A 25,478-nucleotide genomic window follows, 5' to 3' on the forward strand; every position below is an offset into this window, starting at 1 on the left:
TATCGCGCCATAATCGCGCCACTCGCCACCCCTATCGCGCCACCAGCAACGGCGACCGCACCCGTGCAAACCACTGGCTCACCTGTTCGTAGGCATGCGCCATCTGCAGCACCGCCATGTCCGCCTGGGGCCGGCCGATAATCTGAAGGCCCATGGGCAGGCCCTGTTGATTGAACCCTGCCTGTACGTTGGCCACCGGGCAACCGCTGAGCGAGCCAGGTATCACGACTTCCATCCAGCGGTGATACGTGTCCATGGCATGGCCGCCGATTTCAGTGGGCCAATGCACGCTTTTGTCGAACGGGAATACCTGGGCGCTGGGCAGCAGCAGGTAGTCGTAGCGCTCGAACAGCCTGCGGATGGCGCGGTACCAGTCGGTGCGGGTGGCGGACGCCTGGGCGATATCGCTGGCGCTGAGGCGCAGGCCATTTTCCACCTCCCAGCACGCCTCGGGTTTGAGCAGCTCGCGTTTGCCGGGTGTGTGGTAGTGCTTGCCCAATGACGCGGCCACCAGCCAGTTGCGCAAGGTACGCCAGCAGTCCCATAAGCGTGCCGGGTCAAACCCCAGGGTGGCGTGCTCCACGTCGCAGCCCAGTGCCTTGAAATCGCCCAAGGCTTTTTCGCACAACGCCAGCACGCCATTTTCCATGGGCAGGTAACCATTCAGGTCGCCCAGCCAGCCTATTCGTGCACCCTTGAAGTCGCGGCCCAGGGGGGCGGTGAATTCGCTGCCGTCGCCCGCCAGCGACAAGGGCGCGCGTGGATCGTGGCCTGCCTGTACCGAAAGGAGCAGGGCGGTGTCCTGAACAGTGCGACCCATGGGGCCTTCGTAGCCCAGCTGGTCGAAGAACAGGTCGGCGGCGTCATCGAAGGGTACGCGACCCTGGGACGGGCGAAAGCCGATGATGTTGTTGAACGCGGCGGGGTTGCGCAGCGAGCCCATCATGTCGCTGCCGTCAGCCACCGGTACCAGGTGCATGGCCAATGCCGCGGCCGCACCGCCGCTGCTGCCACCCGCGGTGCGGGACGGATCGAAGGCACAGCCGGTAGCCCCGAACAGCGGGTTGTAGGTTTGTGAGCCCAGGCCGAACTCCGGGGTGTTGGTCTTGCCGATGATGATCGCACCGGCCGCCTTGATCCGCTCCGGCATGATGCCGTCATGCTCGGGCACGAAGTCGCGGTAAAGGGGCGAGCCCAGGGTAGTGCGTATGCCGCGGGTGAGCGACAGGTCCTTGATGGCATGAGGCAGGCCGTGCATCCAGCCCAGGTAGTGCCCCCGTGCCAGTTGCCTGTCGCGCTCGTCGGCCTGGGCCAGCAGTACGTCGGCCGGTTGCAGGCTGATCAGGGCATTCACCTGTGGGTTGAAACGCTCGATATGGGCCAGGTAGGCCTGCATCACTTCACGGCACGACAGTTCCCGCCCGTGGATCTTGCTCGCCAGTTCGTGGGCGGGCAGCAGCACTACGTCGTCGAGGGGTTGAGTATTCATGGCTGACCCTTTTCGGCTGGGATATCCCCATCGGGCGATGGGCTATTGTTGTTATGCACTGCCGGGATTATCAGCCGGGGGATTGCCGGCGCGAAACTTCAATTTTAACATGGCAGCTGTCAGGAAATTTAATAGCCAGCGAGGCCCGGAACGGATGTCGAACCTGCGTTTGCCTCCCTTGAATGCAGTGCGCGCCTTCGATGCTGCAGCGCGCCTGGGCAGCTACGTGGAGGCCGCCAAGGCCTTGCACGTGACCCAGCCAGCGGTGGGCCGGCACGTGAAACTGCTGGAAGACTGGCTAGGCGTGCAGTTGTTCGAGCGCACCCCGCGCGGTGTGGTGTTGACCCCTGCCGGGCGCCAATACCACCACAAGATTTCCCGCGCGCTGCAACAGATCGCCGACGCCAGTGAGGCGTTGCAGCCCATCCCCAGCGAACGCTGGTTGCGCATCCTGGTGGTGCCCGGGTTGGCCAAGCGCTGGTTGACCTCGCACATCGAAGCGCTGCGCCAGGCGCGCCCCGGGCTGAAGGTGGCCATTGAGCCCAACTCCACGTTCACCGAGGTCGATGCTCGTACCGCGGACCTGGGGATCGCCTATGGCATGCCGGGGCAGTACGCCAACAGCCGCGCCACGCTGATGTGCCCCCGGGTATTTCCGGTGTGCACGCCCAGGTATCTGGCGAGCATCAAGCCCGTTCGCCGGCTGGAAGACCTGATGAGCCTGGACCTGATCCACTTCGATGATGGCGAATGGTGGAACATGTGGTTCAACGCCTTGGGCATTGATTCGCAGCTGTCCTGTGACGTGCTTTACGTCAGCAATGATCATGCGCTGGCGGTGGCCGAGAGCGGGCAGGGCATCGCCCTGGCTAACGAGGTACTGGTTCGCGATGAATTGAAGGCCGGCACGCTGGTGCGCGCCGTGGAGGCCGAAGTGGCCCTGGAGAGCTACCAATTGCTGACGCCCGCGGGGCAGATGTCAGCGGATGTGCAATGGTTTTCGCAGTGGTTGAGCGATGCACTGCGTGCCGAGTTCCCGCAGGCATTCGCTGTGGCCGAGCGCGACCCTTTATAGGCGCTGGTTTATTTCGAGCGCGCAGCGGCGCTGAAGATGGGGCGAATGCCACGGCACTTGGGGTAGTCGGCACAGCCCCAGAAGTCGCCACCGGCGTTGCGGCCGCTGCGGGCCACACGCACCACCATGGTCTTGCGACAGTGCGGGCAGGCCGGGGCCTGGGGCGCCTCCGAGGGCGCTGGCGCCTCCGGCTGCGGCTTCGCGATGGGCGCCTGGGTTTTGGCGGCGGGTGCCGGATTTTTCGCCGCCGCGATCCACCGGCGAAGGCGGGCGCCATCGACCAGTTTCAGGTTGCGCCCACTGGCGAATTCCCGCGCAGGTTCCGTGAAGCGCCCACTGGTCACCACGAAACCACCCACCGCACCTTCGGCGGCCATGGCGCCGTACAGCTCACGCACCACCGGCACGCCCACCTGCAGCGCGCGCCAATGCTTGCATTGCACCAGGTACTTCTCACCGTCCTTGCGGGCGATCAGGTCGATGCCGTCATCGGCGCCGCTGCCGCCGGTTTCCTGAATGCTGTAGCCCTGGCGGCGCAACGCTTCGCCTACCAGCAGTTCGAACTCCTGCCAGGTGAAATCGTTGACCGCGTGACCCGTGTTCAGCAGCGCCTGGCGCTTGCGGCGGCCCAGCACGGAGGTAATGGCCCCAATGACGAAAATCAGGGGAACCAGGTATTGGCCGACGGCGGCCAGCGTCTTGAACATGCTGTGCATCATCATGGACTGCAGGTGCTGCACGTCATTGATCATTGCAACGGGGGCTGCCGCCACACCATGCAGGTAGACACCGAAGGCCACCGCCAGTATCAGGCTGGACCACCAGGGGAGCTTGCTGGCGATGAAGATGAGATCGTCGAAGGTGGAGGTTTTCTTGGCCATGTCCGTGGTCTGGTAGGTTGTGGATGGATCTGCAATTCCAAGGCGTGCCCCGTGCTCGCCGGCCCTCACCCGCGTAGCAGCGGACCTGGCCGTCCAGAGCCCCGAACAAGGCCCCAGTGAGCCGCATCACGAAAAAGCCCCGGCTCTCACGAGACCGGGGCTTCGACACTGCCGTGCGTGGTTACACGTTAAATCGGAAGTGCATCACATCGCCGTCCTTGACGATGTATTCCTTGCCTTCCAAGCGCCACTTGCCGGCTTCCTTGGTGCCCGCTTCACCCTTGTACTGGATGAAGTCGTTGTAGGCGATGACTTCGGCGCGGATGAAGCCTTTTTCGAAGTCGGTGTGGATCACACCCGCGGCCTGTGGCGCGGTGGCGCCGACCTTCACGGTCCAGGCGCGTACTTCTTCGACGCCGGCGGTGAAGTAGGTCTGCAGGTTCAGCAGCTCGTAACCGGCGCGGATCACGCGGTTCAGGCCAGGTTCTTCCAGGCCCAGGGCCTCGAGGAACATGTCCTTTTCCTCGCCATCGTCCAGCTCGGCGATTTCGGCTTCGATCTTGTTGCACACCGGCACCACGATGGCGCCTTCTTCTTCGGCGATGGCGCGGACCACGTCCAGGTGCGGGTTGTTGTCGAAGCCGTCTTCAGCGACGTTGGCAATGTACATGACCGGCTTGGTGGTCAGCAGGTGGAAGCCACGGATGATGGCCTTCTCGTCGGCCCCCATGTTCTTCATCAGGCTGCGAGCGGGCTTGCCGTCGGTGAAGTGGGCGATCAGCTTTTCCAGCAGGCCTTTCTGGGCCACGGCGTCCTTGTCACCCCCCTTGGCGTTACGCGCGACCTTCTGCAGTTGCTTCTCGCAGCTGTCCAGGTCGGCGAAGATCAGTTCCAGGTCGATGATCTCGATGTCGCGCTTGGGGTCGACGCTGTTGGAGACGTGAATCACGTTCTCGTCTTCGAAGCAGCGCACCACGTGGGCGATGGCGTCGGTCTCGCGGATGTTGGCCAGGAACTTGTTGCCCAGGCCTTCACCTTTCGAAGCACCAGCCACCAGGCCAGCGATGTCGACGAATTCCATGGTGGTCGGCAGGATGCGCTTGGGGTTGACGATGGCCGCCAGGGCGTCCAGGCGGGCGTCAGGCATCGGCACGATACCGCTGTTGGGCTCGATGGTGCAGAAGGGGAAGTTCTCGGCCGCGATACCCGATTTGGTCAGGGCGTTGAACAGTGTGGACTTGCCGACGTTGGGCAGGCCGACGATACCGCAATTGAAACCCATGGTGATTCCCTCTTCGTGGAGTCAGGCCTTTTGGCTGTGCAGGTTTTTCATCGCGCGATTCCACTCGCCGGCGAAGATATCCGGCAACACGCCGAGGGCAAAATCGATACTGGCGTCCAGCTTGTCCTGTTCGGCGCGCGGCGCCCGGCCCAGAACGAAGTTGGATACCTGACTGGCCACACCCGGGTGGCCGATGCCAAGCCGCAGACGGTGAAAGCCGTTGTTGTTGCCCAGCTGCGCGATGATGTCGCGCAAGCCGTTATGCCCGCCATGGCCGCCGCCGAGCTTGAGCTTGGCAACGCCGGGGGGCAGGTCGAGTTCGTCGTGGGCCACCAGGATGGCGTCTACCGGAATGCGGTAGAAATTCGCCAAGGCCGCGACGGCCTGGCCGCTACGGTTCATGTAGGTGGTGGGGATCAACAGACGAACATCATGGCCCTGATGGCTGAAACGCGCCGTCAGGCCGAAATACTTGCGATCGGCTACCAGGCTGACGCCGTGTTTGGCAGCAATGCGCTCAACGAAAAGAGCCCCTGCGTTATGCCGGGTCTGTTCGTATTCCTGGCCGGGGTTACCCAGGCCAACGATCAGTTGAATGGCGGTCACGACAGGGGCTCTTCCTTGGAATCGAATTGAACATCGCCACCGGCAGGGCCGGTGGCACGGGTGGACGAGTCGGTTGTGTAAACTTCGCGATCTCGTCCGCTCATACTACCGCGATGTCATTACAACTCCGGCGTACCGAGTGAATTACTCGGCAGCGCCTTCTTCAGCTTCTGGAGCTACACGTGGCGCGTGGACGTTGGCGACAGCCAGGTCGTTGCCGTGAGCCAGGGCTACGAATTCAACGCCTTTAGGGGCCTTGAGGTCGGACAGGTGAATGATCGAACCGATCTCGGAGGCAGCCAGGTCCACTTCGATGAACTCAGGCAGATCCTTGGCTTCGCAGGAAACTTCGATCTCGTTGACAACGTGGGAGATCTCGCCGCCTTTCTTCACGGGTGCTTCTTCGTTGATGAAGTGCACAGGAACGATAGCGGTCAGTTTCTGGCCGGCAACAACGCGTACGAAGTCAGCGTGCAGGATGAACTGCTTGGCTGGGTGACGCTGCATGGCCTTGACCACGACGTTCTGCTTCTTGCCGTCGACGTTCAGTTCGATGATGTGGCTGTAGGCAGCCTCGTTTTCGAACAGCTTGGCGATTTCCTTGGCCAGGATGCTTACGGATTCAGCTTCTTTGTCGCCACCGTAGATAACGGCAGGAACTTGGGAGGCGAGACGACGCAGGCGGCGGCTCGCACCTTTCCCCAGGTCGGTACGCGCTTGGGCGTTCAGGATGAAATCAGTCATTTTACATCTCCAAAATAGCCATCCCCGGGTGACGTTTGCGACCAGCGTCAAAGCGGGGTGGGCAAAAAAGCCCCGCCCCAACGGTATTGTTGGGGCGGGGCGCTTTTCGTCAACGGGGTGTTCGCGGGGCAGGGCCCTTAGCGGAACATCGCGCTGATCGATTCTTCGTTGCTGATGCGGCGAACCGCTTCGGCCACGACCGGTGCGATATCCAGTTGGCGGATACGTACACAGGCTTGTGCTGCAGCGGACAGCGGGATGGTGTTGGTCACCACCAGCTCGTCCAGCACGGAGTTTTCAATGTTCTCGATCGCCCGGCCCGACAGCACAGGGTGTGTGCAGTAGGCAAAGACCTTGGCAGCGCCATGCTCTTTCAGGGCTTTCGCCGCGTGGCACAGGGTGCCGGCGGTGTCGACCATGTCATCGACCAGAATACAGGTACGCCCTTCGACGTCGCCGATGATATGCATCACTTCGGAGTGATTGGCTTTCTCACGGCGCTTGTCGATGATACCCAGATCGACGCCCAGGGACTTGGCAACAGCACGTGCACGCACGACGCCGCCGATGTCCGGGGACACGATCATCAGGTTCTCGAAGCGTTGATCTTCGATGTCATCCACCAGAACGGGGGAACCGTAGATGTTATCTACTGGAATATCGAAGAAACCCTGGATTTGGTCAGCATGCAGATCCACCGTGAGAACACGGTCGATCCCCACCACGGTGAGCATGTCAGCGACGACTTTCGCGCTGATAGCCACACGCGCGGAACGCGGACGGCGATCCTGGCGGGCATAACCAAAGTACGGAATCACCGCAGTGATTCGGGACGCTGAGGAGCGGCGGAAGGCATCGGCCATCACTACCAGTTCCATCAGGTTATCGTTGGTCGGAGCGCAAGTCGGCTGAATGATAAAGACGTCTTTACCGCGGACGTTTTCATTAATCTCAGTGCTGATTTCACCGTCGGAGAATTTACCGACAGAGACGTCACCCAGTGGGATATGCAGCTGACGTACGACACGCCGAGCCAGATCGGGGTTAGCGTTCCCCGTAAAGACCATCATCTTGGACACGCGCAGTACCTGCCGGCTGAGGGTATACCTGGATGAGTATAAGGAAAATGGCAGGGGCGGCTGGATTCGAACCAACGCATGGCAGGATCAAAACCTGCTGCCTTACCGCTTGGCGACGCCCCTGTATCTATTGCTACGAGTGGATGGCACTCGTTTCCTGTGACAGATTTTGCAGCGTGCGATGCAACATCGAAATGTTGCTTCCCTTTGCTACAAACCCTGTAAGGGTCTCTGCAAGAAGGTGCGAAACTTTATCAGCTTCCGCTTTGCTTGGGAAGGCCCCAAACACACAACTTCCAGTTCCGGTGAGTCTTGCTTCAGTGAATTTCTTCAATGAATTCAATGCGTTAAGTACTTCTGGATAACGCCTTGAGACTACCGCTTCGCAGTCATTTCTGCTGTTTCCCTTGGGAACGGGGCGCACTTTAATGGGAAGTGAATCGCGTGTCAACAACGGATCTGAAAAAATTTCTGCTGTACTTACAGAGACTTGCGGAATCAGCACCAGGTACCAGGGTTCCTCGGGCTCCACCGGGGTGAGGATTTCCCCCACGCCCTCGGCGAAAGCCGCGTGGCCGCGGACGAAAACCGGCACGTCGGCGCCCAGGCCCAAGCCCAGTGCGGCCAGGCGGTCGACGTCGATGCCCGTGTTCCACAGGTGGTTGAGGCCCAGCAGTGTGGTAGCGGCATCCGAGCTGCCACCGCCAATGCCGCCGCCCATGGGCAGCACTTTGCGCAACCAGATGTCGGCCCCCAGGGCGGTGCCCGACAAGTCCTGGAGTTTGCGCGCCGCTTTCACGATCAGGTTGCTGTCGTGGGGCACGCCCTCGATTTCAGTGTGCAGGCGGATTTCGCCATCCTGGCGCAGGGCGAAATCCAGCTCGTCACCGTAGTCAAGAAACTGAAACAGGGTTTGCAGCTCGTGGTAGCCATCGGCGCGGCGGCCAAGGATGTGCAGCATCAGGTTGAGCTTGGCCGGGGCGGGCAGGGTCAGGCGTGGGTGGGTCATGTCAGTGCCCCAGTTGCCGTGGTTGCCAGCTCTTGACCACCAGGGTCACGTCCAGGTCGTGGCCGTGCAGCTTGATGCGCTCGGGCAGGGCGTAGCCGTTCTGCTCGGTATAGCTGAGGTATTCCACGCTCCAGCCGTCCTGTTCCAGGCTGGCCAGGCGGCTGTCGCCGTCCAGGGTGAGCTTGCTCCTGGTGTCGGGAGCGGGCAGGCCACGGACCCACCAGACCAGGTGCGACACGGGCAGGTCCCAGCCCAGTTGCTCGCCCAGCAATTGCTCGGGGCTTGGGGCTTCATAACGACCCTGATTGGCGACCTCCAGCACCACCTGGCCCGGACGGCCAGTCAGGCGGGCGGCGCCACGGCCCAAGGGGCCCGAGAGGCGAATGTCGTAGTAGTCCTGGCGTTGCAGCCAGAACAGGGTGCCACTCCCGGAGTCCTTGGGGGCGCGAATGCCGACCTTGCCATCTATCTGCCAGCCATCGAGCTGGGTGAGTTGCGCCTTGTGGGCGCTCCATTGCTGGGGGTTGCCCTGGCCCTGCAGGGCCTCGCGGGAACCGAAGCCGGCACAGCCGGCGAGCAGGGCGATCAGGGTGAACGTAACTACATGGCGCAAAAACATAAGCTTATAAAGTCTCGGATCCGGTCAGGCGCAGCACGGTGTTGCGCAGGGTAGGGCTCTCGGGTTGTTCTTTCAGGTACTTGGCCCATACCTGGCGGGCTTCGCGCTGCTTGCCGTTGGCCCACAGCACTTCGCCCAGGTGGGCTGCCACTTCCTGGTCGGGGAAGCTGTCCAGCGCCTTGCGCAGGTAGGTTTCGGCCTCGTTCAGATGACCCAGGCGGTAATTGACCCAGCCCAGGCTGTCGAGCACGGCCGGGTCGTCGGGGTTGATCTTGTGGGCCCGTTCGATCAGGTCCTTGGCTTCGGCATAGCGCGTGGTGCGGTCCGACAGCGTGTAGCCCAGGGCATTGAGTGCCATGGCGTTGTCGGGTTCGCGCTTGATGATGGCCCGCAGGTCCGCTTCCATCTGCGTCAGGTCGTTGCGCTTTTCGGCCAGCATGGCGCGGGTGTAGAGCAAGTTCAGGTCATCGGGGTAAAGCGTCAGCGCCTTGGCCAGCAGTTGCCAAGCGGCTTGTTGCTGGTCGTTGTTGGCCAGGGTTTCGGCTTCCACCAGGTACAGCTGGATGGCGTAGTCGGGCTGGGCCTCGCGGGCGGCTGCCAGGCGCTTGCGCGCTTCGGCGACACGGCCGCTGGCCATGAGGATGTCGGCTTGGCGCAGCTGCGCGGGCAGGTAGTCATTGCCGCCACCTACTTGCTCGTATTCGGCCAGGGCGCCCTGTGGGTCACCTTTTTCTTCGGCGATGCGGCCCAGGTTCAGGTGAGCGGAGTCGACGTGGGCGCCGCGGTCCACCAATTCCTGCAGGTAGCCGGCCGCTTCGTCCCATGCCTTGGCTTCCAGGCAGACCAGGGCCAGGGAATAGCGCAGTTCGTCATCCTCGGGGTACTGCTGCACCAGGCTGGCGAACTGCACCTTGGCGTCGGCCATGCGGTTCTGTTCCACCAGCATGCGGGCGTAGGTCAGGCGCAGGCGCTTGTCATCCGGGTTCTGGCGAATGCTTTTTTCCAGCAGCGGCAGCGCTTCCTTGCCACGGTCGAGCAGTTGCAGCAAGCGCGCATGCAGCAGGATCGGGGCGATTTCACCATTTTGTGGCGGGTGGTCTTCCAGCAGTTTCAGCGAGCCCTGATTGTCGCCGTCCTGTTGCAGGAGCAGGGCCTTGCCAAAGATCAGCTGGTTGTTGTCCGGGTATTTGGCCAACAGGCGGTCAAAACTTTGCAACAAGCCGTTGCGGGTGTCCTGGTCGGTGTCGGCCGCCGACAGTGCCAGGAAGTCGAAATGGGTGTCGCCCTGCCCTTGCAGGACTTTCTCCATGTACACCATGGCCTCGTCGTAACGGCCGTTGCGCGCCAGCTGGATGGCGGCGGCGCGCTGGGCGTCGAGGTCCTTGGGCGCGTTTTTCGCCCACACCAGCGACGTGTCCAGGGCTGCCTGGTCGGCGCCCACGTACTCGGCGATGCGGAACGCGCGCTCGGAGACGCCAGGGTCCTGGGTCTTGTTGGCCTGGTCCACGTAGTTGCCCAGCGCAATGTCGAAGCGATTGCGCTGGCCGGCCAGCTCTGCCGTCAACAGGCTGAACACCGTGTCTTCGCTGAACGAACCATACACCTGCGGTTTTTCCGCCGGTTTGGGCGTGCTGTCCTGCACGGCGACGGTGTCTTGGTGCTTGCCGGGCGGCCAGGCCTGACAGCCGTTGAGCAAGACAAAAGCTAGAAACAACGCGGAGGATCTATTCATAAGGACTTTTGGCGACTTACCTGCGGTCGGATCATCATGACACAAGCCTGTGGGCAAACCCATAAGCGATGGCATCTGCGGGGGTAGACTATTAGGACAATAGACTGCGGTAGTTGTTCTGGGGCGGACTAAGTAGGACAATTGTCGGCTTATCTACATCATCAGCGACCTTGAATGGCCTTCCTTGCCCTCGGTATCAACCATAAGACTGCTTCGGTGGACGTGCGCGAACGCGTGGCCTTCACCCCTGAACAGCTGGTTGAAGCCTTGCAGCAGCTCTGCCGCCTGACCGACAGCCGCGAAGCTGCGATCCTCTCTACCTGCAACCGTAGTGAGCTGTACATAGAACAGGACCACCTGGCCGCGGAGACCGTGCTGCGCTGGCTGGCCGACTATCACCAGCTCAGTTACGAGGAATTGCGTGCCAGTGCCTACGTGCACGAGGACGATGCGGCCGTGCGCCACATGATGCGCGTGGCCTCGGGCCTCGACTCGCTGGTGCTGGGCGAGCCGCAGATCCTCGGCCAGATGAAATCGGCCTATGCCGTGGCCCGCGAGGCCGGCACCATCGGCCCATTGCTGGGGCGGCTGTTCCAGGCCACTTTCAGCGCCGCCAAGCAGGTGCGTACCGACACGGCCATCGGCGAAAACCCGGTGTCGGTGGCCTTCGCCGCCGTGAGCCTGGCCAAGCAGATCTTCAGCGACCTGCAGCGCAGCCAGGCCTTGCTGATCGGCGCGGGTGAAACCATTACCCTGGTCGCCCGCCACCTGCATGAGCAGGGCGTGAAGCGTATCGTGGTGGCCAACCGCACCCTGGAACGCGCCAGTATCCTGGCCGAGCAGTTCGGTGCCCATGCGGTACTGCTGGCCGACATTCCCCAGGAACTGGTCAACAGCGACATCGTCATCAGTTCCACCGCTAGCCAGTTGCCGATCCTGGGCAAGGGCGCGGTGGAAAGTGCCTTGAAGTTGCGCAAGCACAAGCCCATCTTCATGGTCGACATCGCTGTTCCACGGGATATCGAGCCGGAAGTCGGCGAGCTGGATGACGTCTATCTGTATAGCGTCGATGACTTGCACGACGTAGTGGCCGAGAACCTCAAGAGCCGGCAGGGCGCTGCCCAGGCCGCCGAGCAACTGGTCAGCGGGGGTGTCGACGACTTCATGGCCCGCCTGCGCGAGTTGGCGGCGGTAGACGTGCTCAAGGCGTACCGGCAGCAGAGCGAACGCCTGCGCGACGAGGAATTGCAAAAAGCCCAGCGTATGCTGGCCAACGGTAGCAGCGCCGAAGAGGTGCTGGTGCAACTGGCCCGCGGCCTGACCAACAAATTGCTGCATGCCCCCAGCGTGCAGCTCAAGAAGCTGTCCGCCGAAGGCCGCGTCGATGCGCTGGCCATGGCCCAGGAACTCTTTGCCCTCAACGAGGGCTCCACGGATAAACCCCCGCAATGAAAGCGTCACTGCTCAATAAACTGGATACCATCCAGGACCGATTCGAGGAACTGACCGCCCTGTTGGGCGATGCCGAGATCATTTCCGATCAGGCCCGCTTCCGCACCTTTTCCCGCGAGTACGCCGAACTCGAGCCGGTCGTGGCCGGTTACAAGGAGTGGCTCAAGGTACAGGCCGACCTGGAAGGTGCCCAGGCACTGCTCAAGGACAGCGACCCGGACATGCGTGAAATGGCCGTGGAGGAAGTGCGCGAGGCCAAGGATCAGTTGGTGGTGCTGGAGGGCAACCTGCAGCGCATGCTGCTGCCCAAGGACCCCAACGACGGGCGCAATGTGTTCCTGGAAATTCGCGCCGGCACCGGTGGCGACGAGGCGGCGATTTTCTCCGGCGACCTGTTCCGCATGTACTCGCGTTACGCTGAGCGCCGTGGCTGGCGGGTCGAGATCCTGTCGGAAAACGAAGGTGAACACGGCGGCTATAAAGAGGTGATCGCCCGCGTCGAGGGCGAGAACGTGTACGGCAAGCTGAAGTTCGAATCCGGCGCCCACCGCGTGCAGCGCGTGCCGGAGACCGAGTCCCAGGGCCGTATCCACACTTCGGCCTGCACCGTCGCCGTGTTGCCAGAACCCGACGAGCGCGTGGCCATCGAGATCAACCCGGCGGACCTGCGCATCGATACTTTCCGGTCCTCGGGCGCGGGCGGCCAGCACGTCAACACCACCGACTCGGCCATCCGTATCACCCACTTGCCGACTGGCACGGTGGTGGAGTGCCAGGAAGAACGCTCGCAGCACAAGAACCGTGCCCGCGCCATGGCCTGGCTGTCGGCCAAGCTCAACGACATGCAGACCAGCGCTGCGGCGAATGCCATCGCCAGCGAGCGCAAGCTGCTCGTAGGCTCGGGCGACCGTTCCGAGCGCATTCGCACCTACAATTTCCCCCAGGGCCGGGTAACGGACCATCGCGTCAACCTGACCCTGTATTCCCTGGACGACATTCTCGCGGGTGGCGTGGAAGCGGTGATCGAGCCGCTCCTGGCCGAGTATCAGGCGGACCAACTTGCGGCATTGGGTGAGTAAATGACGATCATTGCCAGCCTGCTCAGAAACGCCGAACTGCCGGAGTCGCCGACGGCGCGCCTGGACATCGAATTGCTATTGGCCGCGGCCCTGGGCAAGAACCGCAGCTACCTGCACACCTGGCCGGAGCGCATCGTCACCACCGAGGCGGCAGCTACCTTCGACGATTACCTGCAACGGCGCCGCCGTGGCGAGCCGGTGGCCTATATCCTGGGCCAGCAGGGATTCTGGAAACTCGACCTGGAAGTGGCGCCACACACCCTGATCCCGCGCCCGGAAACCGAATTGCTGGTGGAAACCGCGCTGCAGTTGCTACCCGCCACGCCTGCCAAGGTGCTGGACCTGGGCACCGGCACCGGTGCCATCGCCCTGGCGTTGGCCAGCGAGCGTGGCGGCTGGCAGGTGACCGCGGTCGACCGGGTGGCCGAGGCCGTGGCCCTGGCCGAGCGCAACCGCGAACGCCTGCGCCTGGGCAACGTGCGGGTGCTGGAAAGCCATTGGTACGGCGCGCTGGCCGGCGAGCGCTTTCACATCATAATCAGCAACCCGCCATACATCCGGGCCACCGACCCGCATCTGGTCGCCGGCGATGTACGTTTCGAACCCGCCAGTGCCCTGGTGGCCGGCACCGACGGCCTGGACGACCTGCGCACCATCATCGCCCAGGCGCCGGCGCACCTGGAGCCGGGCGGCTGGTTGTTGCTGGAACATGGTTACGACCAGGCCGCGGCGGTGCGCGAGCTGTTGGCCAAGCACGACTTCGAACAGATCGAAAGCCGCGAAGACCTCGGTGGCCATGAGCGCATCACCCTGGGGCGCCTCACATGCTGAGCGACGAGGAGCTGCTGCGCTATAGCCGGCAGGTGCTGCTGTCGCAGGTCGATATCGACGGCCAACTGAAACTCAAGGCCGGCCGTGCGCTGATCGTCGGCCTCGGGGGCCTGGGGTCCCCGGTGGCGCTGTACCTGGCGGCAGCCGGTGTGGGGGAGTTGCACCTGGCAGACTTCGACACCGTGGACCTGACCAACCTGCAACGTCAGGTGCTGCATGACACCGCCAGCGTTGGCATGAGCAAGGTCGACTCGGCGTTGCAGCGGCTGGCGGCGATCAATCCCCAGGTCAAGCTGGTGGCCCACCGCCAAGCGCTGGATGAAGACTCCCTGGCTGCCGCGGTCGCCGCGGTGGACCTGGTGCTCGACTGTTCCGACAACTTCGGCACCCGCGAGGCGGTCAACGCTGCCTGCGTGGCGGCTGGCAAGCCACTGGTCAGCGGCGCGGCCATTCGCCTGGAAGGGCAGCTGTCGGTGTTTGACCCGCGCCGCCCCGAGAGCCCCTGCTACCACTGCCTGTACGGCCATGGCAGCGAAGCCGAACTGACCTGCAGCGAAGCGGGTGTGGTCGGCCCATTGGTAGGTCTGGTGGGCAGCTTGCAGGCCCTGGAGGCGCTGAAGCTGCTGGCCGGTTTCGGTGACCCGCTGGTGGGCCGCCTGCTGCTGGTGGACGCCTTGGGCACGCGGTTTCGCGAGTTGCGCGTCAAGCGCGACCCGGCGTGCAGTGTCTGTGGGCCGGCCCATGGCTGAGGCACCGGTCGGCGTCTTCGACTCCGGCGTCGGTGGCCTGTCGGTGCTGGGCGAGATACACGCCCTGCTACCCCAGGAGTCGCTGCTCTATGTAGCCGACTGTGGACACATCCCCTACGGCGAGAAGTCCCCGGTGTTCATCCGTGAACGCTGCGTGGCGGTCGCCGAGTTCTTCCGCGAGCAAGGCGCCAAAGCCCTGGTGCTGGCGTGCAACACCGCGACCGTGGCGGCGGTGGCTGACCTGCGCGAGCGTTACCCCGACTGGCCCATCGTCGGCATGGAACCCGCGGTGAAGCCGGCAGCAGCAGCCACTCGCAGTGGGGTGGTGGGCGTGCTGGCCACCACCGGTACCCTGCAGAGTGCCAAGTTCGCCGCCTTGCTCGACCGCTTCGCCAATGACGTGAAAGTGGTCACCCAGCCGTGCCCAGGCCTGGTCGAGCTGATCGAGACCGGGCACCTGCACAGCGACGCATTGCGTACCCTGCTGCGCCGATACGTGGAGCCGCTACTGGCTGCCGGTTGCGACACACTGATCCTCGGTTGTACGCATTATCCCTTCCTCAAACCGCTGCTCAGGGGCATGATCCCGGCCAACGTTATCCTGATCGATACGGGCGCGGCCGTGGCCCGGCAACTCCAGCGGCTACTGGCCCAACGCGACCTGCTCGCCAGCGGGCCGGCGCGGCCAGCGCAGTTCTGGACCAGTGCCGATCCGCAACACTTTCGTGAAATCCTACCTATGCTTTGGAAAAAATCCGACATTGTCAGTAGCTTTGTACGATAAATAATCGTAAAAAAACCGTAGGTGGCAATGAACCATCACCGATGTCCGGATTTCTATAGCGTGTCTTTTCCAGACGTATAAAACCAAAAACGGTATTACAGACATAGGATGTTCCCTGATGAAAAAACTGGTCGGCTTGGTTGCGCTTGCAGCCTTAACGTTTGGGCAGAGCATGGCCGCGCATGCGCTGGATGGGTCGGTGTCGGTAGGGACCACAGGTGATGGGGGGATGGTGTACCGGCTGGGGTTGCAGTCGGACTGGGACAAAAGCTGGCTGCAGTCCAGCACGGGTCGGCTGACCGGCTACTGGGACGGTGGTTACACCTATTGGGGGTCGTCCAGCCACGGACCGTCGAACAACACATTGTCGTTCGCACCGGTCTTTCGCTATGAATTCGATGGTGGCTCGGTGAAGCCATTCGTGGAGGCGGGCATCGGCGTGGCGTTCTTCTCCAGTCTGGAAGTGGGTGACAACAAACTCGGGACTTCCTTCAACTTCGAAGACCGTGTCGGCTTCGGCCTGCGTTTTGCCGGCAACCAGGAAGTGTCGGTCCGTGGCATCCACTATTCCAACGGTGGTATCAGGGAGCCGAACGACGGTATCGAGGCCTACTCGCTGAACTACCGGATGCCGCTGAACTTCTGAACACCCAGGTTTACCCCGTGGGCCTGATCCCACGGGGTAACCCGATGCTACAGGGGTTGCTCAGCTTGCCAGGGCCATTGCTCGCCGGTGCAAGCATACGAACACCACCGCCCAGATCAGCGCCAATACCCCCACTGTGACCCCCGTACCATGGGGAAACCCCACTCCCGCCAACCGCCCGCCAGCGTAGTACGACATTGGCCCCGCTACCGCCCCAAGCCCCGCTGCCAGCCACCACGGCCGTGCCGTCCAGGCCAGGCAATGGCGCAACGTGGATGCCAGCAACGGCCACAGCAATGCCAGCCACAGGGGCACCCATTTGCCGTTGGGGTTGAAGTCGAACAGGTTCAGCCACATCAGTGCACTGTCCAGCAACAGGCCGAATAAAAAGGCTTCGGCCATCAGGCGGCCCTCACCGTGCCAGATCCAATGGGCGACCAGTATCACCACGGGCACTATCAACCAGCCGCTATTGCCCCCCAGCACGCAGGCAAACCAGCCGGCCTGGAACAGCACTGCATTGGCGGCCTTTTCAAGCATCGAAGCGCCCGAGCAATGGCTGCGGTTGCGCCGACGGCTTGGCCAGCAGCAATTGCGCGGTGCCGATGGTGCGCTCCAGGAACCCGCCTTCGCAGTAGCACAGGTAGAACTCCCACAGGCGCAGGAAATAATCGTCGTAGCCCAGTTCCCGCAGACGGTTGTGGGCCCGGCGGAAGTTGTCGTGCCATAGCCGCAAGGTGCGCGCGTAGTGCAGGCCAAAGTCCTCCATGTGCAACAGGTTCATGTCGGTGTCGCGCCCCACGATCTGCAACATCGCTTGCACCGAAGGCAAGGCACCGCCTGGAAAGATGTAGCGCTGAATGAAGTCGACGCTGTGTCGGGCCTGCTCGTAGCGTTGTTCGCGGATGGTGATGGCCTGCAGCAGCATCACCCCGTCGGGTTTGAGCAGGTCGGCACATTTCTGGAAATAGGTGGGCAGGAAGCGGTGGCCCACGGCCTCGATCATTTCGATGGACACCAGTTTGTCATAGCTGCCCGTGAGGTCCCGGTAGTCGGACAGCAATAGCGTGACACGGTCTTGCAGGCCTTGGGCATCGATGCGCTGGCGGGTGTACTCGTACTGCTCGCGCGACAGCGTGGTGGTTGTGACCCGGCAGCCATAGTGGCTGGCCGCGTACAGCGCCATGCTGCCCCAGCCGGTGCCGATTTCCAGCAGGTGGTCGCTGGGCACCAACGCCAGTTTCTGGCAGATGCGCTCCAGTTTGTTCAGCTGCGCCTGTTCCAGGCTATCTTCGGGACCGGCGAACTGCGCGGCCGAGTACATCATGGTCGGGTCGAGGAACTGCTCGAACAGCTCGTTGCCCAGATCGTAGTGGGCGGCGATGTTCTTCTGCGAGCCTTTGCGGGTATTGCGGTTGAGCCAGTGCAGGGCCCGCACCAGCGGCCGATTCAGGCGCGCCAGGCCGCGCTCCATGGCGTCGAGCACGTCAAGGTTGCTGACGAATACCCGAACCACCGCCGTCAGATCCGGGCTGGTCCAGTAACCATGGATGAACGCCTCGCCCGCGCCGATGGAACCGCCGCTGGCCACCAAGCCCCAGGCCGCGCTGTCATGCACATGAATCTCGCCTACCAGTGGCGAGCTGGCGTTGCCGAACTGCAATCGGTCATCACCTTCCACGATCAGCAATTGCCCATGGCGCAGTGAGTTCAATTGGTTTAGAACCCCGCGGCGCAATAGCGAGCTGGTCAGGCCATGGGTGCTGAATGGGAGGGCCTTGGCCGGTGAACTATTCATGGCGTCGTTCCTTTGCTTGGGCGGTGGCTGCGCGATATGAACCGTCCGCCGCGCGATGGTCGAAAAGGGGCATTCGTTTGAGGGCCAGGCGCAACGCTTGCCAATAGATGGCCAGGCAGGTCTTGGCGGTCATCCAGGGGAAACTCGCCAGTTGCCGATGCAGGCTGGCGCCGCTCATGGCCTGGCGTTGCAGGTTCAGGGTGGCGTCGAATACTTTGTTTTCACCCTGCCAGTCAGCCATGTGCACGCCGAGGCGTTCGCCGGGCGGGCTGAAGCTCATGCGGTATTCCAGGTCGCGAGGCAGGAAGGGTGAAACGTGGAAGGCCTTGGCCACGGCAAAATGCTCGAAACCCTCGCCCTGGGCGGGCAGCACGTAGTGGTAGCGTTCGCGCCATGGGGTGTTGGTCACTTCGCACAGGATCGCCGCCAGCCGCTCATCGGCATCGAAACAGTAGAAAAAGCTGACCGGGTTGAACGCCAGGCCGAAGCTGCGTGCCTGGGTCAGCAGGCGGACGGCCCCCTGGGGCTCAGCCCCCAGCGCCTTGCCCACGCACTGGCGCACAGCGGTGGCCAGGGGCGTGCCCTGGCGGGTGTATTCACGCAGATAATCCGTTTCCCGGAACGCGAACGGGGCCCAGCGGCTGGTTCCTGACAACGGTGACAGGCCCAGCACCTGTGCCTGTTCAGCCAGGTCCAGGTACAGCAGCCCGATGCGGTAGCGGAACTGGTGGCCGCGGGGCAGAAAGCGCCGGTGGCTCACCCAGCCGCTGTACAGGGCACTGTTCACAGGGCTTCACCGAACGCGTGCGCTACCCGCAGGGCGCTGGTAACGCCGTCCTCGTGGAAGCCGTTGGCCCAGTAGGCGCCGCAATAATAGCTGTGGCGTGCCCCCAGCAATTCCTGCCAGCGTGCCTGGGCGGCCATGCCCGCCAGGCTGTATTGCGGGTGTGCGTAGGTGTAGCGGGCCAGGATGCTGGCCGGGTCGATGTGCGCGGTCTGGTTCAGGCTAACGCAGAAGGTGGTATCGCTGCGCAGCCCCTGCAGGATGTTCATGTCGTAGGTGACCGCGGCCGCCTGGCCTTCAGTCAAGCGGTAGTTCCAGCTGGCCCAGGCCAGCCGGCGTTGCGGCAACCGGCGCGTGTCGGTGTGCAGCACCACGTCATTGTCGGCATAGGGCAGGGCGCCGAGGATCTGGCTCTCTGCCGTGCTGGGTTCGGCCAGCAACCTCAGGGCCTGGTCGCTGTGGCAGGCAAACACCACCTTGTCGAAACGCTCGGCGCCGCGGGGGCTGTGCACGGTCACGCCGTCGTCGTCCCGCTCGACGCGGCTGACCGGGCAGTGCAGGTGAATGCGCTCGGCGAAACTGGCGGTCAGCGGCGCTATATAGCGGCTGGAACCGCCTTGAACCACATACCACTGGGGGCGATGGGTGACCGAGAGCAGCCCGTGGTTCTTGAAGAAGCGCACGAAAAACTGCAGCGGAAAATTCAGCATGTCCTGCAGCGACATCGACCAGATCGCCGCGCCCATGGGCACGATGTAATGGTCGATGAACCGTTGCCCGTAACCCTTCACCCTCAGGTACTGGCCAAGCGTGGTCTGCGCGGTGATGCGGTGGTTGGCCAGGTCGTCGATGGCTTCGCGGTTGAAGCGCAGGATGTCCTTGAGCATGCCCCAGAAGCCCGCCGACAACAGGTTGCGGCGCTGGGCGAACAGGCTGTTGAGGTTGTTGCCGTTGTACTCCAGGCCGCTGGCCGGGTCGCATACTGAGAAGCTCATTTCGGTAGGCTTGAATGCGACGCCCAGTTGTTCGAGCAGGGCGATGAAATTCGGGTAGGTCCATTCATTGAACACGATGAAGCCCGTATCGATGGCGTGGCGTTCGCCCTGGTGTTCAATGTCCAGCGTGTGGGTATGGCCGCCGATCCAGGCGCCGGCCTCAAACACCTGTATCTCATGGCGGCGGTTCAGCAGGTAGGCGCAAGTAAGGCCAGCGATGCCACTGCCGACGATGGCAATTTTCATCAGGCGTCCCCCTGCGTGGTGGCCTGGCGCACCAGACGCTTGCCTATCCACACGCGCAGCCAGGCGGGCAGCCAGGCCAGCAAGCGCAGCGCGCCGATGAACAGCGTGGGAAAGGCAATTTCCAGCGGGCGGCGTTCCAGGCGCGCAGCAATATAGGCTGCCGCCTGACGGGCGCTGACCAGCATGGGCATGGGGAAGTCGTTCTTGCGCGTCAGTGGGGTGTCGATGAAGCCCGGGCTCACTACCGTGACGTCGATATGTTCGTGGGCCAGGTCCAGGCGCAGGGATTCGAACAGGTAGCGCTGACCGGCCTTGGACGCGCCATAGGCTTCCGACCGTGGCAGCGGCAGGTAGGTCACGCTGCTGGCCACCCCGACCAGGTGCGGGCGCACGCCTTGGCGCAGCAAGGGCAGGGCGGCCTCGATGCAGTAGCCGGTGGCGAACAGGTTGGTGCGGATCACCCGTTCGAACAGTTCGGCGTCGAAGTGCCGGGTGTCCACGTACTCACAGGTGCCGGCGTTGAGGATCACGGTGTCGACGCCACCCCAATGTTGCTCGATCGCGGCGCCCATGGCCTGCACCTGCTGGCGGTCGGTCAGGTCGCCGGCCACCACCAGTACCTGGCCGGGAAAGCGCAGGGCCAGTTGCGCCAGGGGCGCTTCGGTGCGCGCGCTCAGGGCCAGGTGGGCACCGCTGTGCAGCAATGCCTCGGCCAAGGCCGCGCCCAGGCCACTGCTGGCGCCGGTCAGCCAGATGCGCCGCGGGGTTTCAGCCATGCTGGCCACCGCTGACCTGCCGGCTGGGCAGGTTCTTGAAGGCACTCAGCGCCCGGGCTCGGCTTTCGCTCAGGTCAACGATAGGCTGGGGGTAGCCCGCCGGGCCGAACAGGCCGCCCGCCTTGGCCGGGTTGTGGATTTCCTTGCTGCCCAACCCGTTGAGTTCCGGCAGCCATTGCTTGAGAAACACGCCGTGGGTGTCGAAGCGCTCGGACTGGCTGTGGGGGTTGAATATGCGGAAATAAGGCGCCGAGTCGGTGCCGGTGGAAGCGCTCCACTGCCAGCCGCCGTTGTTGGCCGCCAGGTCGCCATCGATCAGATGGCGCATGAAGAAGCGCTCGCCTTCACGCCAGTCGATCAACAGGTTCTTGGTCAGGAACATCGCCACGACCATGCGCAGGCGGTTGTGCATCCAGCCAGTTTCGACCAGTTGGCGCATGGCCGCATCGATGATCGGAATGCCGGTACGGCCTCGCTGCCAGGCTTCCAGTTCCCGTGGGGCATGGCGCCACGCCAAGGCCTCGGTTTCACTGCGGAAGGCGCGGTGCATGGATACCTGCGGGTAGCCCACCAGAATGTGCTTGTAGAACTCGCGCCACAGCAGTTCGTTGACCCAGGTGGTAACGCCGACATTGCCGCTGTCGAATTCGCCGTGGTTATGGCTGAGCGCGGCATGCAGGCATTGCCGCGGGGATATGACCCCGGCCGCGAGGTAAGCGGACAGTTGGCTGGTGCCAGGGCGCGCCGGCAGGTCGCGTTCTACGTGGTAGTCCTCGATGGGCTGGTCGACGAAGTGCGTCAGCCGCCGCCGCGCTTCGTCTTCGCCGGCCGGCCACAAGGCTTGCAGCGCTGCGCTGGGGGCTGGAAAACTGTCGACGTGCCCGGGTACCTTGTCGGCAGCGATGTGCAGCGGTTGCTGGGCCTGAGGCGCGCGGACAATGGCGGGAACACCGTGGTGCAGGCGTTCGTAGCACACCTTGCGAAACTGGCTGAACACCTGGAAGTAATTGCCGCTCTTGGTCAGGATACTGCCGGGCTGAAAGAGCAACTGGTCCAGACAGCTATGGAAGTCGATGCCTGCCTTTTCCAGGGCGGCGGCCACCGCCTGGTCACGGCGGGTCTCGTTCACCCCATATTCCTGGTTGCAGTGCACGGCTTGCACCTGATGCTCTCGGCACAGGTCCAGCACCACGTCGGCCGCCTGGTCCCAGGTCTCGGCATGCCGAATCAGCAGGGGAATGTGCTTGGTGGCCAGGGCCCTGCTCAGCTCATCGACGTTGCGCAACCAGAAATCGACCTTGCAGGCGGCGTCGTCATGCCGCTGCCACTGGGTGGGGCTCACCAGCCATACGGCCAGCGTCGGCCCCTTGGCGCACGCGGCGGCGAGGGCGGTGTTGTCATGCAGGCGCAGGTCGCTGCGTAGCCAGATCAGTTGCATGGGGCTTCCTGTTCGGGTCATGTCAGAGCACCCCCAGTTGCTGCAGACGCTGGTGCGCGGCCAAGGGGGTGTCGAGCAGGTGCAAGTGTTCGGTCTCCTGTTGATGTACGGCCCAGTCAGCTCGGTGGATGCATACCGTTGGTCCGACGATCAGGGTGGGCGCGGTGATGCCCGCCAGCAGGCGCGGCAGCTGCGGCAGGTTCAGCGGCTTGCGCGAATACAACAGCACCGCGCGGGCGTTGAGGCGCTCGGCGGCCAGCGCCAGTTCGCCGCCGGGCAGCGGCCAGTCGAAGACTTCCACCGGGCAGTCGGCACTGCTGGCCAGCCAGGCACATAGCCACAGGCACGGCTCCAGCGCCAGGTCGCTCTGGTTCACCAGCAACAGCGGCGCGCCGTTGAGCTGGCGGTTATTGTGATAGATGCGCGCCCCGAGTTTGCTGCGCAGCCAGGACAGGAAAAACACCCGCTCCATCTGTGCGCCGAACTGCCCTTGCCAGCGTCGTTCCAGGTCGGCCAGCAAGGGCAGCAACAGGTGCTCGCACAAAGTGATGGGCGGGTACAGGGCCATGGCCTGGTTGAAGGTGTCGTCCACCCGGCGTTCGGCCAACTCGCCAATGGCCTGCATCAGGCTGGCGCGCAGCGGCTGCCAGTCACCACCCCCCAGGTTGACGGCCAGGGGCGCCTGGGCATCATCGAGCAGCGCCTTCACCTGGCTTACCGCCACGCCGCGGCCCAACCAGGTGAGAATCTGCTGGATACGCTGCACATGGTCCGTGCCGTACAAGCGATGGCCCTTGGCGGTGCGGTGCGGCACGATCAACCCATAACGGCGTTCCCACGCGCGCAGAGTCACAGGGTTCACGCCGGTCTGGCGTGCCACTTCGCGAATGGGCAGCCAGCCATCGTGCATGGCTTCGATGGCATCGTCGTCGTGGGCAGGCGGGTTGTGCATGGTGTCAGATCGCATTTCGAAGGCTGAGGTTTTCCGGGTGCGGCTGCAGGTAGACCTGCTGGCTTACATACGGGTCGGGGTGCAGGCGAAAGTGGTGCTTGAGCAAGGTCAGGGGAACGACCAGGGGCACGATGCCCTCGCGGTACTGTTCGATCAGGTGCTGTATCTCTTGCTTGTCGGCACTGCTCAGGGACTGTTTCAGGTAGCCGCTCAGGTGTTGCAGCACGTTGCTGTGGGTGCCGCGGGTGGCGCAGCGTTTCAACGCTGCCATCAGCTGGCTGAAATAGCGTGGGCCTATCTCACTGGCATCGCCGCGGCCCATGGTCCCCAGCAGGTGGCCGATCACCTTGTACTGCACGGGGTTGTTGGCCATCAGTTGGTACTTGTAGCGCGAGTGGAAGCGCATCAGGCCACCACGGCTCAGCCCTTCGGCGAGCAGCGCCTGCCAGTCGGCGTAGGCATACACCCGCACCATGAAGTTTTCCCGCAACACGGCATCGCACAGGCGGCCATCTTCTTCCACGGGCAGGTCGGGGTGGGCCGCGCAGAACGCCTGGGCGTAGATACCGCGGCCGCCTTCATGCTGGGGGGCGCCATTGTCGCGGTACACCTTCACGCGTTCCAGCCCACAGGACGGCGACTTATGCATGAAGATGTAGCCGCTCAGGTCCTGGAGTTCATCGGCCATCTGCTGGCCGTAGGCAGCCAACGGGGCGGTGACGTTGAGCGCGGGATCCACGGTGCCCAGCGCTTGCGGTTGGCTGGCGTCGCCAACCAGGCGAATGGGTTGGCGGGGTATGCCCATGCCGATGGCGACTTCGGGGCATACCGGCACGAACTCGAAGTGCTCGGCCAAGCTGTGGGTGCACAGCCGCGACTCCTTGTGGCCGCCGTTGTAGCGCACTTCAGCGCCCAGCAGGCAGGCGCTGATACCGATACGGGGTTTGGCCGTGATGGACATTGGGCAGGCCCTTGTACGTATGGAAATATTTGTACAGCTTCACTCCATGTTAGGAGTTAACTTGTACAAGTCAAACCATTTGTACAATTTTATGGCGCCTGCGGCTCAGCGCCAACCCAGCAACCAGGTCTCGGCGTCCTGCAGGCGCTGCCAGGCCAGGCGTTCAGTGCGTTGGGTGAGCACCGCCTGCAATTCGATATCGATGACGGTGCCTTCTTCGTCACGAAACAGAGCCGTGACCAGAAAATGCTTTTCGCGGTTCACGGGGTGAGCTGCCGTCCATTTGGACAGCAGCAGTTTGCGCGGGTTGAGGCGGTGGGGCGCGGTCGTCATTCCAGGTGTTCAAGCAGCCGTCGCGAGGCTTCCAGGCCGCTGAGCCAGGCGCCCTCCACGCGGCCCGACAGGCACCAGTCACCGCAGGCGTACAAGCCAAGGTCAGCGTCCGCCAAGGCGCCCCACTCATGGGACGACGCCGGCCTGGCGTAGAGCCAGCGGTGGGCAATGCTGAACACCGGGGCCGGCATGGCGCAGTTGGCCAGTTCGGCGAACGCGCCGTGCAAGTGCTCGATCACGTCTTCCTTGGGCAGGTCGATGTGCTGCTTGCTCCAACTGCTGGTGGCGTGCAGCACCCAGGTATCCAGGGCCGTCTCGCGTCCCGGCTTGCTGCGGTTGCAGGCCAGCCAGTCCAACGGGCTGTCCTGCACGAAGCAGCCCTGCATGGCGGTCTCCAAGGGCTTGTCGAAGGCCAGGGCGATGGCCCACGTGGGTTCCATCTGCACGCTGGCGGCTACTCCAGCCAGCTTGGGTGCGGCGGCCAGCAGTGCCGTCGCCTGGGGGGCGGGCAGGGCGATGATCACATGGCTGAACGGTCCATGGCTGCAGCCTTCGGCGTCCAGCAGGTGCCAGTGATGCTTGCCACGAAACACCTCGGTGATGCGGCAGCCGAACACCGCGTTCATGTCCCCGAGCATGGCCTTGGCGATGGCACCCATGCGTGGCGTGCCGACCCAACGGGTCTGCTCGTCGGGGGAGGGGCTGAGCTGCCCGCCATGGGAGTTGAACAGTTGCGGTTTCCACTCCTCGACGCAGCCACTGGCTTGCCAGCGCTGCACCTGGTCGACGAAGCGCCGGTCGCGGGCGGTGAAGTATTGCGCGCCAAGGTCCAGGGACCCGGCGTCGCTGCGTTTGCTGGACGCGCGCCCGCCTGGGCCGCGGCTCTTGTCAAACACATGGGGCGTGTGCCCGGCCTTGAGTAGCGCCTGGGCGGCAGAGAGTCCGGCGATGCCGGCACCGATGATGGCAATAGGTACGGTCATGGTGGCCTCGTTACTTCTTTGCACAGACTACGCTGAAGGACAAACCTGTACAATAATCATTATTGGTATAAGTTGTTGCTGTCCTTTTTTCGCTTGCTCTGTATCTGATCTGAGAGCTGTCCGTTGGCAAAAGTGCCTCTCTCTTAAAAATAGAC

Annotated in this window: 26 protein-coding genes and 1 tRNA gene; 7 read left to right on the forward strand and 20 right to left on the reverse strand. The window is 63.3% G+C overall.

The genetic code is table 11. The annotated features are described in order from the left end of the window. Window positions 1–31: 31 nt before the first annotated feature. Window positions 32–1,489 carry an amidase gene (locus HWQ56_RS04480; RefSeq protein ID WP_176569889.1) on the reverse strand — a complete coding sequence of 486 codons (1,458 nt, stop codon included), beginning with the start codon at window positions 1,487–1,489 and terminating at the stop codon, window positions 32–34. A 154-nt stretch (window positions 1,490–1,643) separates the two neighbouring features. Here HWQ56_RS04480 and HWQ56_RS04485 point away from each other — a divergent pair, with 154 nt between their 5' ends. Beyond that, window positions 1,644–2,564: a LysR substrate-binding domain-containing protein gene (locus HWQ56_RS04485; RefSeq protein WP_158154029.1), complete on the forward strand. Its 921-nt coding sequence runs from the start codon at window positions 1,644–1,646 to the stop codon at window positions 2,562–2,564. Between the two features lie 8 nt (window positions 2,565–2,572). Here the strand turns inward: HWQ56_RS04485 and HWQ56_RS04490 are convergent, their stop codons facing one another. The 9 genes from HWQ56_RS04490 to HWQ56_RS04530 form a co-directional block, all read right to left on the reverse strand. Beyond that, window positions 2,573–3,445 carry a restriction endonuclease gene (locus HWQ56_RS04490; protein WP_158154030.1) on the reverse strand — a complete coding sequence of 291 codons (873 nt, stop codon included), beginning with the start codon at window positions 3,443–3,445 and terminating at the stop codon, window positions 2,573–2,575. A 181-nt stretch (window positions 3,446–3,626) separates the two neighbouring features. Continuing rightward, a complete protein-coding gene (gene ychF, locus HWQ56_RS04495) occupies window positions 3,627–4,727 on the reverse strand; it encodes a redox-regulated ATPase YchF (RefSeq protein WP_158154031.1) in 1,101 nt (366 codons plus the stop codon). Between the two features lie 21 nt (window positions 4,728–4,748). Beyond that, window positions 4,749–5,333, reverse strand: a complete 585-nt coding sequence (pth, locus tag HWQ56_RS04500) for an aminoacyl-tRNA hydrolase (protein ID WP_158154032.1) — start codon at window positions 5,331–5,333, stop codon at window positions 4,749–4,751. A 144-nt stretch (window positions 5,334–5,477) separates the two neighbouring features. Continuing rightward, the gene (locus HWQ56_RS04505; RefSeq protein WP_158154033.1) at window positions 5,478–6,077 is read right to left on the reverse strand and encodes a 50S ribosomal protein L25/general stress protein Ctc; all 600 of its coding nucleotides are present in this window, start codon (window positions 6,075–6,077) and stop codon (window positions 5,478–5,480) included. Window positions 6,078–6,214: 137 nt separating this feature from the next. Further along, window positions 6,215–7,156 carry a ribose-phosphate pyrophosphokinase gene (locus HWQ56_RS04510; protein WP_008373254.1) on the reverse strand — a complete coding sequence of 314 codons (942 nt, stop codon included), beginning with the start codon at window positions 7,154–7,156 and terminating at the stop codon, window positions 6,215–6,217. 48 nt (window positions 7,157–7,204) lie between these two features. Continuing rightward, window positions 7,205–7,279 (reverse strand) — tRNA-Gln (locus HWQ56_RS04515). A 10-nt stretch (window positions 7,280–7,289) separates the two neighbouring features. After that, a complete protein-coding gene (gene ispE, locus HWQ56_RS04520) occupies window positions 7,290–8,165 on the reverse strand; it encodes a 4-(cytidine 5'-diphospho)-2-C-methyl-D-erythritol kinase (RefSeq protein WP_176569890.1) in 876 nt (291 codons plus the stop codon). Window position 8,166: 1 nt separating this feature from the next. Next, window positions 8,167–8,784, reverse strand: coding sequence for a lipoprotein insertase outer membrane protein LolB (gene lolB / locus HWQ56_RS04525; protein WP_158159018.1), 618 nt, complete (start codon window positions 8,782–8,784; stop codon window positions 8,167–8,169). A 4-nt stretch (window positions 8,785–8,788) separates the two neighbouring features. Then, window positions 8,789–10,516, reverse strand: a complete 1,728-nt coding sequence (locus HWQ56_RS04530) for a tetratricopeptide repeat protein (RefSeq protein WP_158159016.1) — start codon at window positions 10,514–10,516, stop codon at window positions 8,789–8,791. 174 nt (window positions 10,517–10,690) lie between these two features. Here HWQ56_RS04530 and hemA point away from each other — a divergent pair, with 174 nt between their 5' ends. The 6 genes from hemA to HWQ56_RS04560 all read left to right on the forward strand — a co-directional run bounded on the left by hemA (window position 10,691) and on the right by HWQ56_RS04560 (window position 16,057). Then, window positions 10,691–11,968: a glutamyl-tRNA reductase gene (hemA, locus tag HWQ56_RS04535; protein ID WP_158159014.1), complete on the forward strand. Its 1,278-nt coding sequence runs from the start codon at window positions 10,691–10,693 to the stop codon at window positions 11,966–11,968. Then, entirely contained in the window at window positions 11,965–13,047 is a 1,083-nt protein-coding gene (gene prfA, locus HWQ56_RS04540) for a peptide chain release factor 1 (RefSeq protein ID WP_158159012.1), read from the forward strand. Before hemA ends, prfA begins: the two co-directional genes overlap by 4 nt. Then, window positions 13,048–13,878 carry a peptide chain release factor N(5)-glutamine methyltransferase gene (gene prmC, locus HWQ56_RS04545; protein ID WP_158159010.1) on the forward strand — a complete coding sequence of 277 codons (831 nt, stop codon included), beginning with the start codon at window positions 13,048–13,050 and terminating at the stop codon, window positions 13,876–13,878. Beyond that, a complete protein-coding gene (locus tag HWQ56_RS04550; protein WP_176569891.1) occupies window positions 13,872–14,627 on the forward strand; it encodes a molybdopterin-synthase adenylyltransferase MoeB in 756 nt (251 codons plus the stop codon). Before prmC ends, HWQ56_RS04550 begins: the two co-directional genes overlap by 7 nt. Continuing rightward, on the forward strand, window positions 14,620–15,411 hold the full coding sequence (gene murI / locus HWQ56_RS04555; RefSeq protein ID WP_176569892.1) for a glutamate racemase: 792 nt from the start codon (window positions 14,620–14,622) through the stop codon (window positions 15,409–15,411). Before HWQ56_RS04550 ends, murI begins: the two co-directional genes overlap by 8 nt. Window positions 15,412–15,529: 118 nt before the next feature. Continuing rightward, a complete protein-coding gene (locus HWQ56_RS04560) occupies window positions 15,530–16,057 on the forward strand; it encodes an acyloxyacyl hydrolase (protein WP_176569893.1) in 528 nt (175 codons plus the stop codon). A 60-nt stretch (window positions 16,058–16,117) separates the two neighbouring features. Here HWQ56_RS04560 and HWQ56_RS04565 read toward each other — a convergent pair whose 3' ends face one another. The 10 genes from HWQ56_RS04565 to HWQ56_RS04610 form a co-directional block, all read right to left on the reverse strand. Beyond that, entirely contained in the window at window positions 16,118–16,597 is a 480-nt protein-coding gene (locus HWQ56_RS04565) for a DUF2878 domain-containing protein (protein ID WP_176569894.1), read from the reverse strand. Then, a complete protein-coding gene (locus tag HWQ56_RS04570) occupies window positions 16,590–17,855 on the reverse strand; it encodes an SAM-dependent methyltransferase (protein WP_176569895.1) in 1,266 nt (421 codons plus the stop codon). Before HWQ56_RS04570 ends, HWQ56_RS04565 begins: the two co-directional genes overlap by 8 nt. Further along, entirely contained in the window at window positions 17,848–18,642 is a 795-nt protein-coding gene (locus tag HWQ56_RS04575; protein ID WP_176569896.1) for a DUF1365 domain-containing protein, read from the reverse strand. Before HWQ56_RS04575 ends, HWQ56_RS04570 begins: the two co-directional genes overlap by 8 nt. Then, window positions 18,639–19,880 (reverse strand): NAD(P)/FAD-dependent oxidoreductase, encoded by a 1,242-nt coding sequence (locus HWQ56_RS04580; protein ID WP_176569897.1) that lies wholly within the window; start codon window positions 19,878–19,880, stop codon window positions 18,639–18,641. Before HWQ56_RS04580 ends, HWQ56_RS04575 begins: the two co-directional genes overlap by 4 nt. After that, complete coding sequence (locus tag HWQ56_RS04585) at window positions 19,880–20,656, reverse strand: SDR family NAD(P)-dependent oxidoreductase (RefSeq protein ID WP_176569898.1); 777 nt, start codon at window positions 20,654–20,656, stop codon at window positions 19,880–19,882. Before HWQ56_RS04585 ends, HWQ56_RS04580 begins: the two co-directional genes overlap by 1 nt. After that, window positions 20,649–22,094: a deoxyribodipyrimidine photo-lyase gene (gene phrB, locus HWQ56_RS04590; protein WP_176569899.1), complete on the reverse strand. Its 1,446-nt coding sequence runs from the start codon at window positions 22,092–22,094 to the stop codon at window positions 20,649–20,651. Before phrB ends, HWQ56_RS04585 begins: the two co-directional genes overlap by 8 nt. 22 nt (window positions 22,095–22,116) lie before the next feature. Next, complete coding sequence (locus tag HWQ56_RS04595) at window positions 22,117–23,046, reverse strand: MerR family transcriptional regulator (RefSeq protein ID WP_176569900.1); 930 nt, start codon at window positions 23,044–23,046, stop codon at window positions 22,117–22,119. 4 nt (window positions 23,047–23,050) lie between these two features. After that, the gene (locus HWQ56_RS04600) at window positions 23,051–24,007 is read right to left on the reverse strand and encodes a YbgA family protein (RefSeq protein WP_176569901.1); all 957 of its coding nucleotides are present in this window, start codon (window positions 24,005–24,007) and stop codon (window positions 23,051–23,053) included. A 105-nt stretch (window positions 24,008–24,112) separates the two neighbouring features. Beyond that, window positions 24,113–24,340 (reverse strand): TIGR02450 family Trp-rich protein, encoded by a 228-nt coding sequence (locus HWQ56_RS04605; RefSeq protein ID WP_176569902.1) that lies wholly within the window; start codon window positions 24,338–24,340, stop codon window positions 24,113–24,115. Next, entirely contained in the window at window positions 24,337–25,323 is a 987-nt protein-coding gene (locus HWQ56_RS04610) for an NAD(P)/FAD-dependent oxidoreductase (RefSeq protein ID WP_158158369.1), read from the reverse strand. Before HWQ56_RS04610 ends, HWQ56_RS04605 begins: the two co-directional genes overlap by 4 nt. Window positions 25,324–25,478: the final 155 nt, after the last annotated feature.

Source organism: Pseudomonas eucalypticola (genome assembly GCF_013374995.1).
Lineage (GTDB): Bacteria > Pseudomonadota > Gammaproteobacteria > Pseudomonadales > Pseudomonadaceae > Aquipseudomonas > Aquipseudomonas eucalypticola.

What these genes read in the sequence shown, in the direction of transcription:
- HWQ56_RS04565 (WP_176569894.1), bottom strand. Translation starts at nt 16,597, where the DNA reads ATGCTTGAAAAGGCCGCCAATGCAGTGCTGTTCCAGGCCGGCTGGTTT.
- HWQ56_RS04580 (WP_176569897.1), bottom strand. Translation starts at nt 19,880, where the DNA reads ATGAAAATTGCCATCGTCGGCAGTGGCATCGCTGGCCTTACTTGCGCC.
- hemA (WP_158159014.1), top strand. Translation starts at nt 10,691, where the DNA reads ATGGCCTTCCTTGCCCTCGGTATCAACCATAAGACTGCTTCGGTGGAC.
- HWQ56_RS04600 (WP_176569901.1), bottom strand. Translation starts at nt 24,007, where the DNA reads ATGTCCATCACGGCCAAACCCCGTATCGGTATCAGCGCCTGCCTGCTG.
- prfA (WP_158159012.1), top strand. Translation starts at nt 11,965, where the DNA reads ATGAAAGCGTCACTGCTCAATAAACTGGATACCATCCAGGACCGATTC.
- HWQ56_RS04485 (WP_158154029.1), top strand. Translation starts at nt 1,644, where the DNA reads ATGTCGAACCTGCGTTTGCCTCCCTTGAATGCAGTGCGCGCCTTCGAT.
- HWQ56_RS04570 (WP_176569895.1), bottom strand. Translation starts at nt 17,855, where the DNA reads ATGAATAGTTCACCGGCCAAGGCCCTCCCATTCAGCACCCATGGCCTG.
- HWQ56_RS04505 (WP_158154033.1), bottom strand. Translation starts at nt 6,077, where the DNA reads ATGACTGATTTCATCCTGAACGCCCAAGCGCGTACCGACCTGGGGAAA.
- HWQ56_RS04550 (WP_176569891.1), top strand. Translation starts at nt 13,872, where the DNA reads ATGCTGAGCGACGAGGAGCTGCTGCGCTATAGCCGGCAGGTGCTGCTG.
- murI (WP_176569892.1), top strand. Translation starts at nt 14,620, where the DNA reads ATGGCTGAGGCACCGGTCGGCGTCTTCGACTCCGGCGTCGGTGGCCTG.
- HWQ56_RS04530 (WP_158159016.1), bottom strand. Translation starts at nt 10,516, where the DNA reads ATGAATAGATCCTCCGCGTTGTTTCTAGCTTTTGTCTTGCTCAACGGC.
- HWQ56_RS04605 (WP_176569902.1), bottom strand. Translation starts at nt 24,340, where the DNA reads ATGACGACCGCGCCCCACCGCCTCAACCCGCGCAAACTGCTGCTGTCC.
- HWQ56_RS04595 (WP_176569900.1), bottom strand. Translation starts at nt 23,046, where the DNA reads ATGCACAACCCGCCTGCCCACGACGACGATGCCATCGAAGCCATGCAC.
- prmC (WP_158159010.1), top strand. Translation starts at nt 13,048, where the DNA reads ATGACGATCATTGCCAGCCTGCTCAGAAACGCCGAACTGCCGGAGTCG.
- HWQ56_RS04560 (WP_176569893.1), top strand. Translation starts at nt 15,530, where the DNA reads ATGAAAAAACTGGTCGGCTTGGTTGCGCTTGCAGCCTTAACGTTTGGG.
- HWQ56_RS04585 (WP_176569898.1), bottom strand. Translation starts at nt 20,656, where the DNA reads ATGGCTGAAACCCCGCGGCGCATCTGGCTGACCGGCGCCAGCAGTGGC.
- phrB (WP_176569899.1), bottom strand. Translation starts at nt 22,094, where the DNA reads ATGCAACTGATCTGGCTACGCAGCGACCTGCGCCTGCATGACAACACC.
- HWQ56_RS04490 (WP_158154030.1), bottom strand. Translation starts at nt 3,445, where the DNA reads ATGGCCAAGAAAACCTCCACCTTCGACGATCTCATCTTCATCGCCAGC.
- ychF (WP_158154031.1), bottom strand. Translation starts at nt 4,727, where the DNA reads ATGGGTTTCAATTGCGGTATCGTCGGCCTGCCCAACGTCGGCAAGTCC.
- HWQ56_RS04480 (WP_176569889.1), bottom strand. Translation starts at nt 1,489, where the DNA reads ATGAATACTCAACCCCTCGACGACGTAGTGCTGCTGCCCGCCCACGAA.
- lolB (WP_158159018.1), bottom strand. Translation starts at nt 8,784, where the DNA reads ATGTTTTTGCGCCATGTAGTTACGTTCACCCTGATCGCCCTGCTCGCC.
- HWQ56_RS04610 (WP_158158369.1), bottom strand. Translation starts at nt 25,323, where the DNA reads ATGACCGTACCTATTGCCATCATCGGTGCCGGCATCGCCGGACTCTCT.
- ispE (WP_176569890.1), bottom strand. Translation starts at nt 8,165, where the DNA reads ATGACCCACCCACGCCTGACCCTGCCCGCCCCGGCCAAGCTCAACCTG.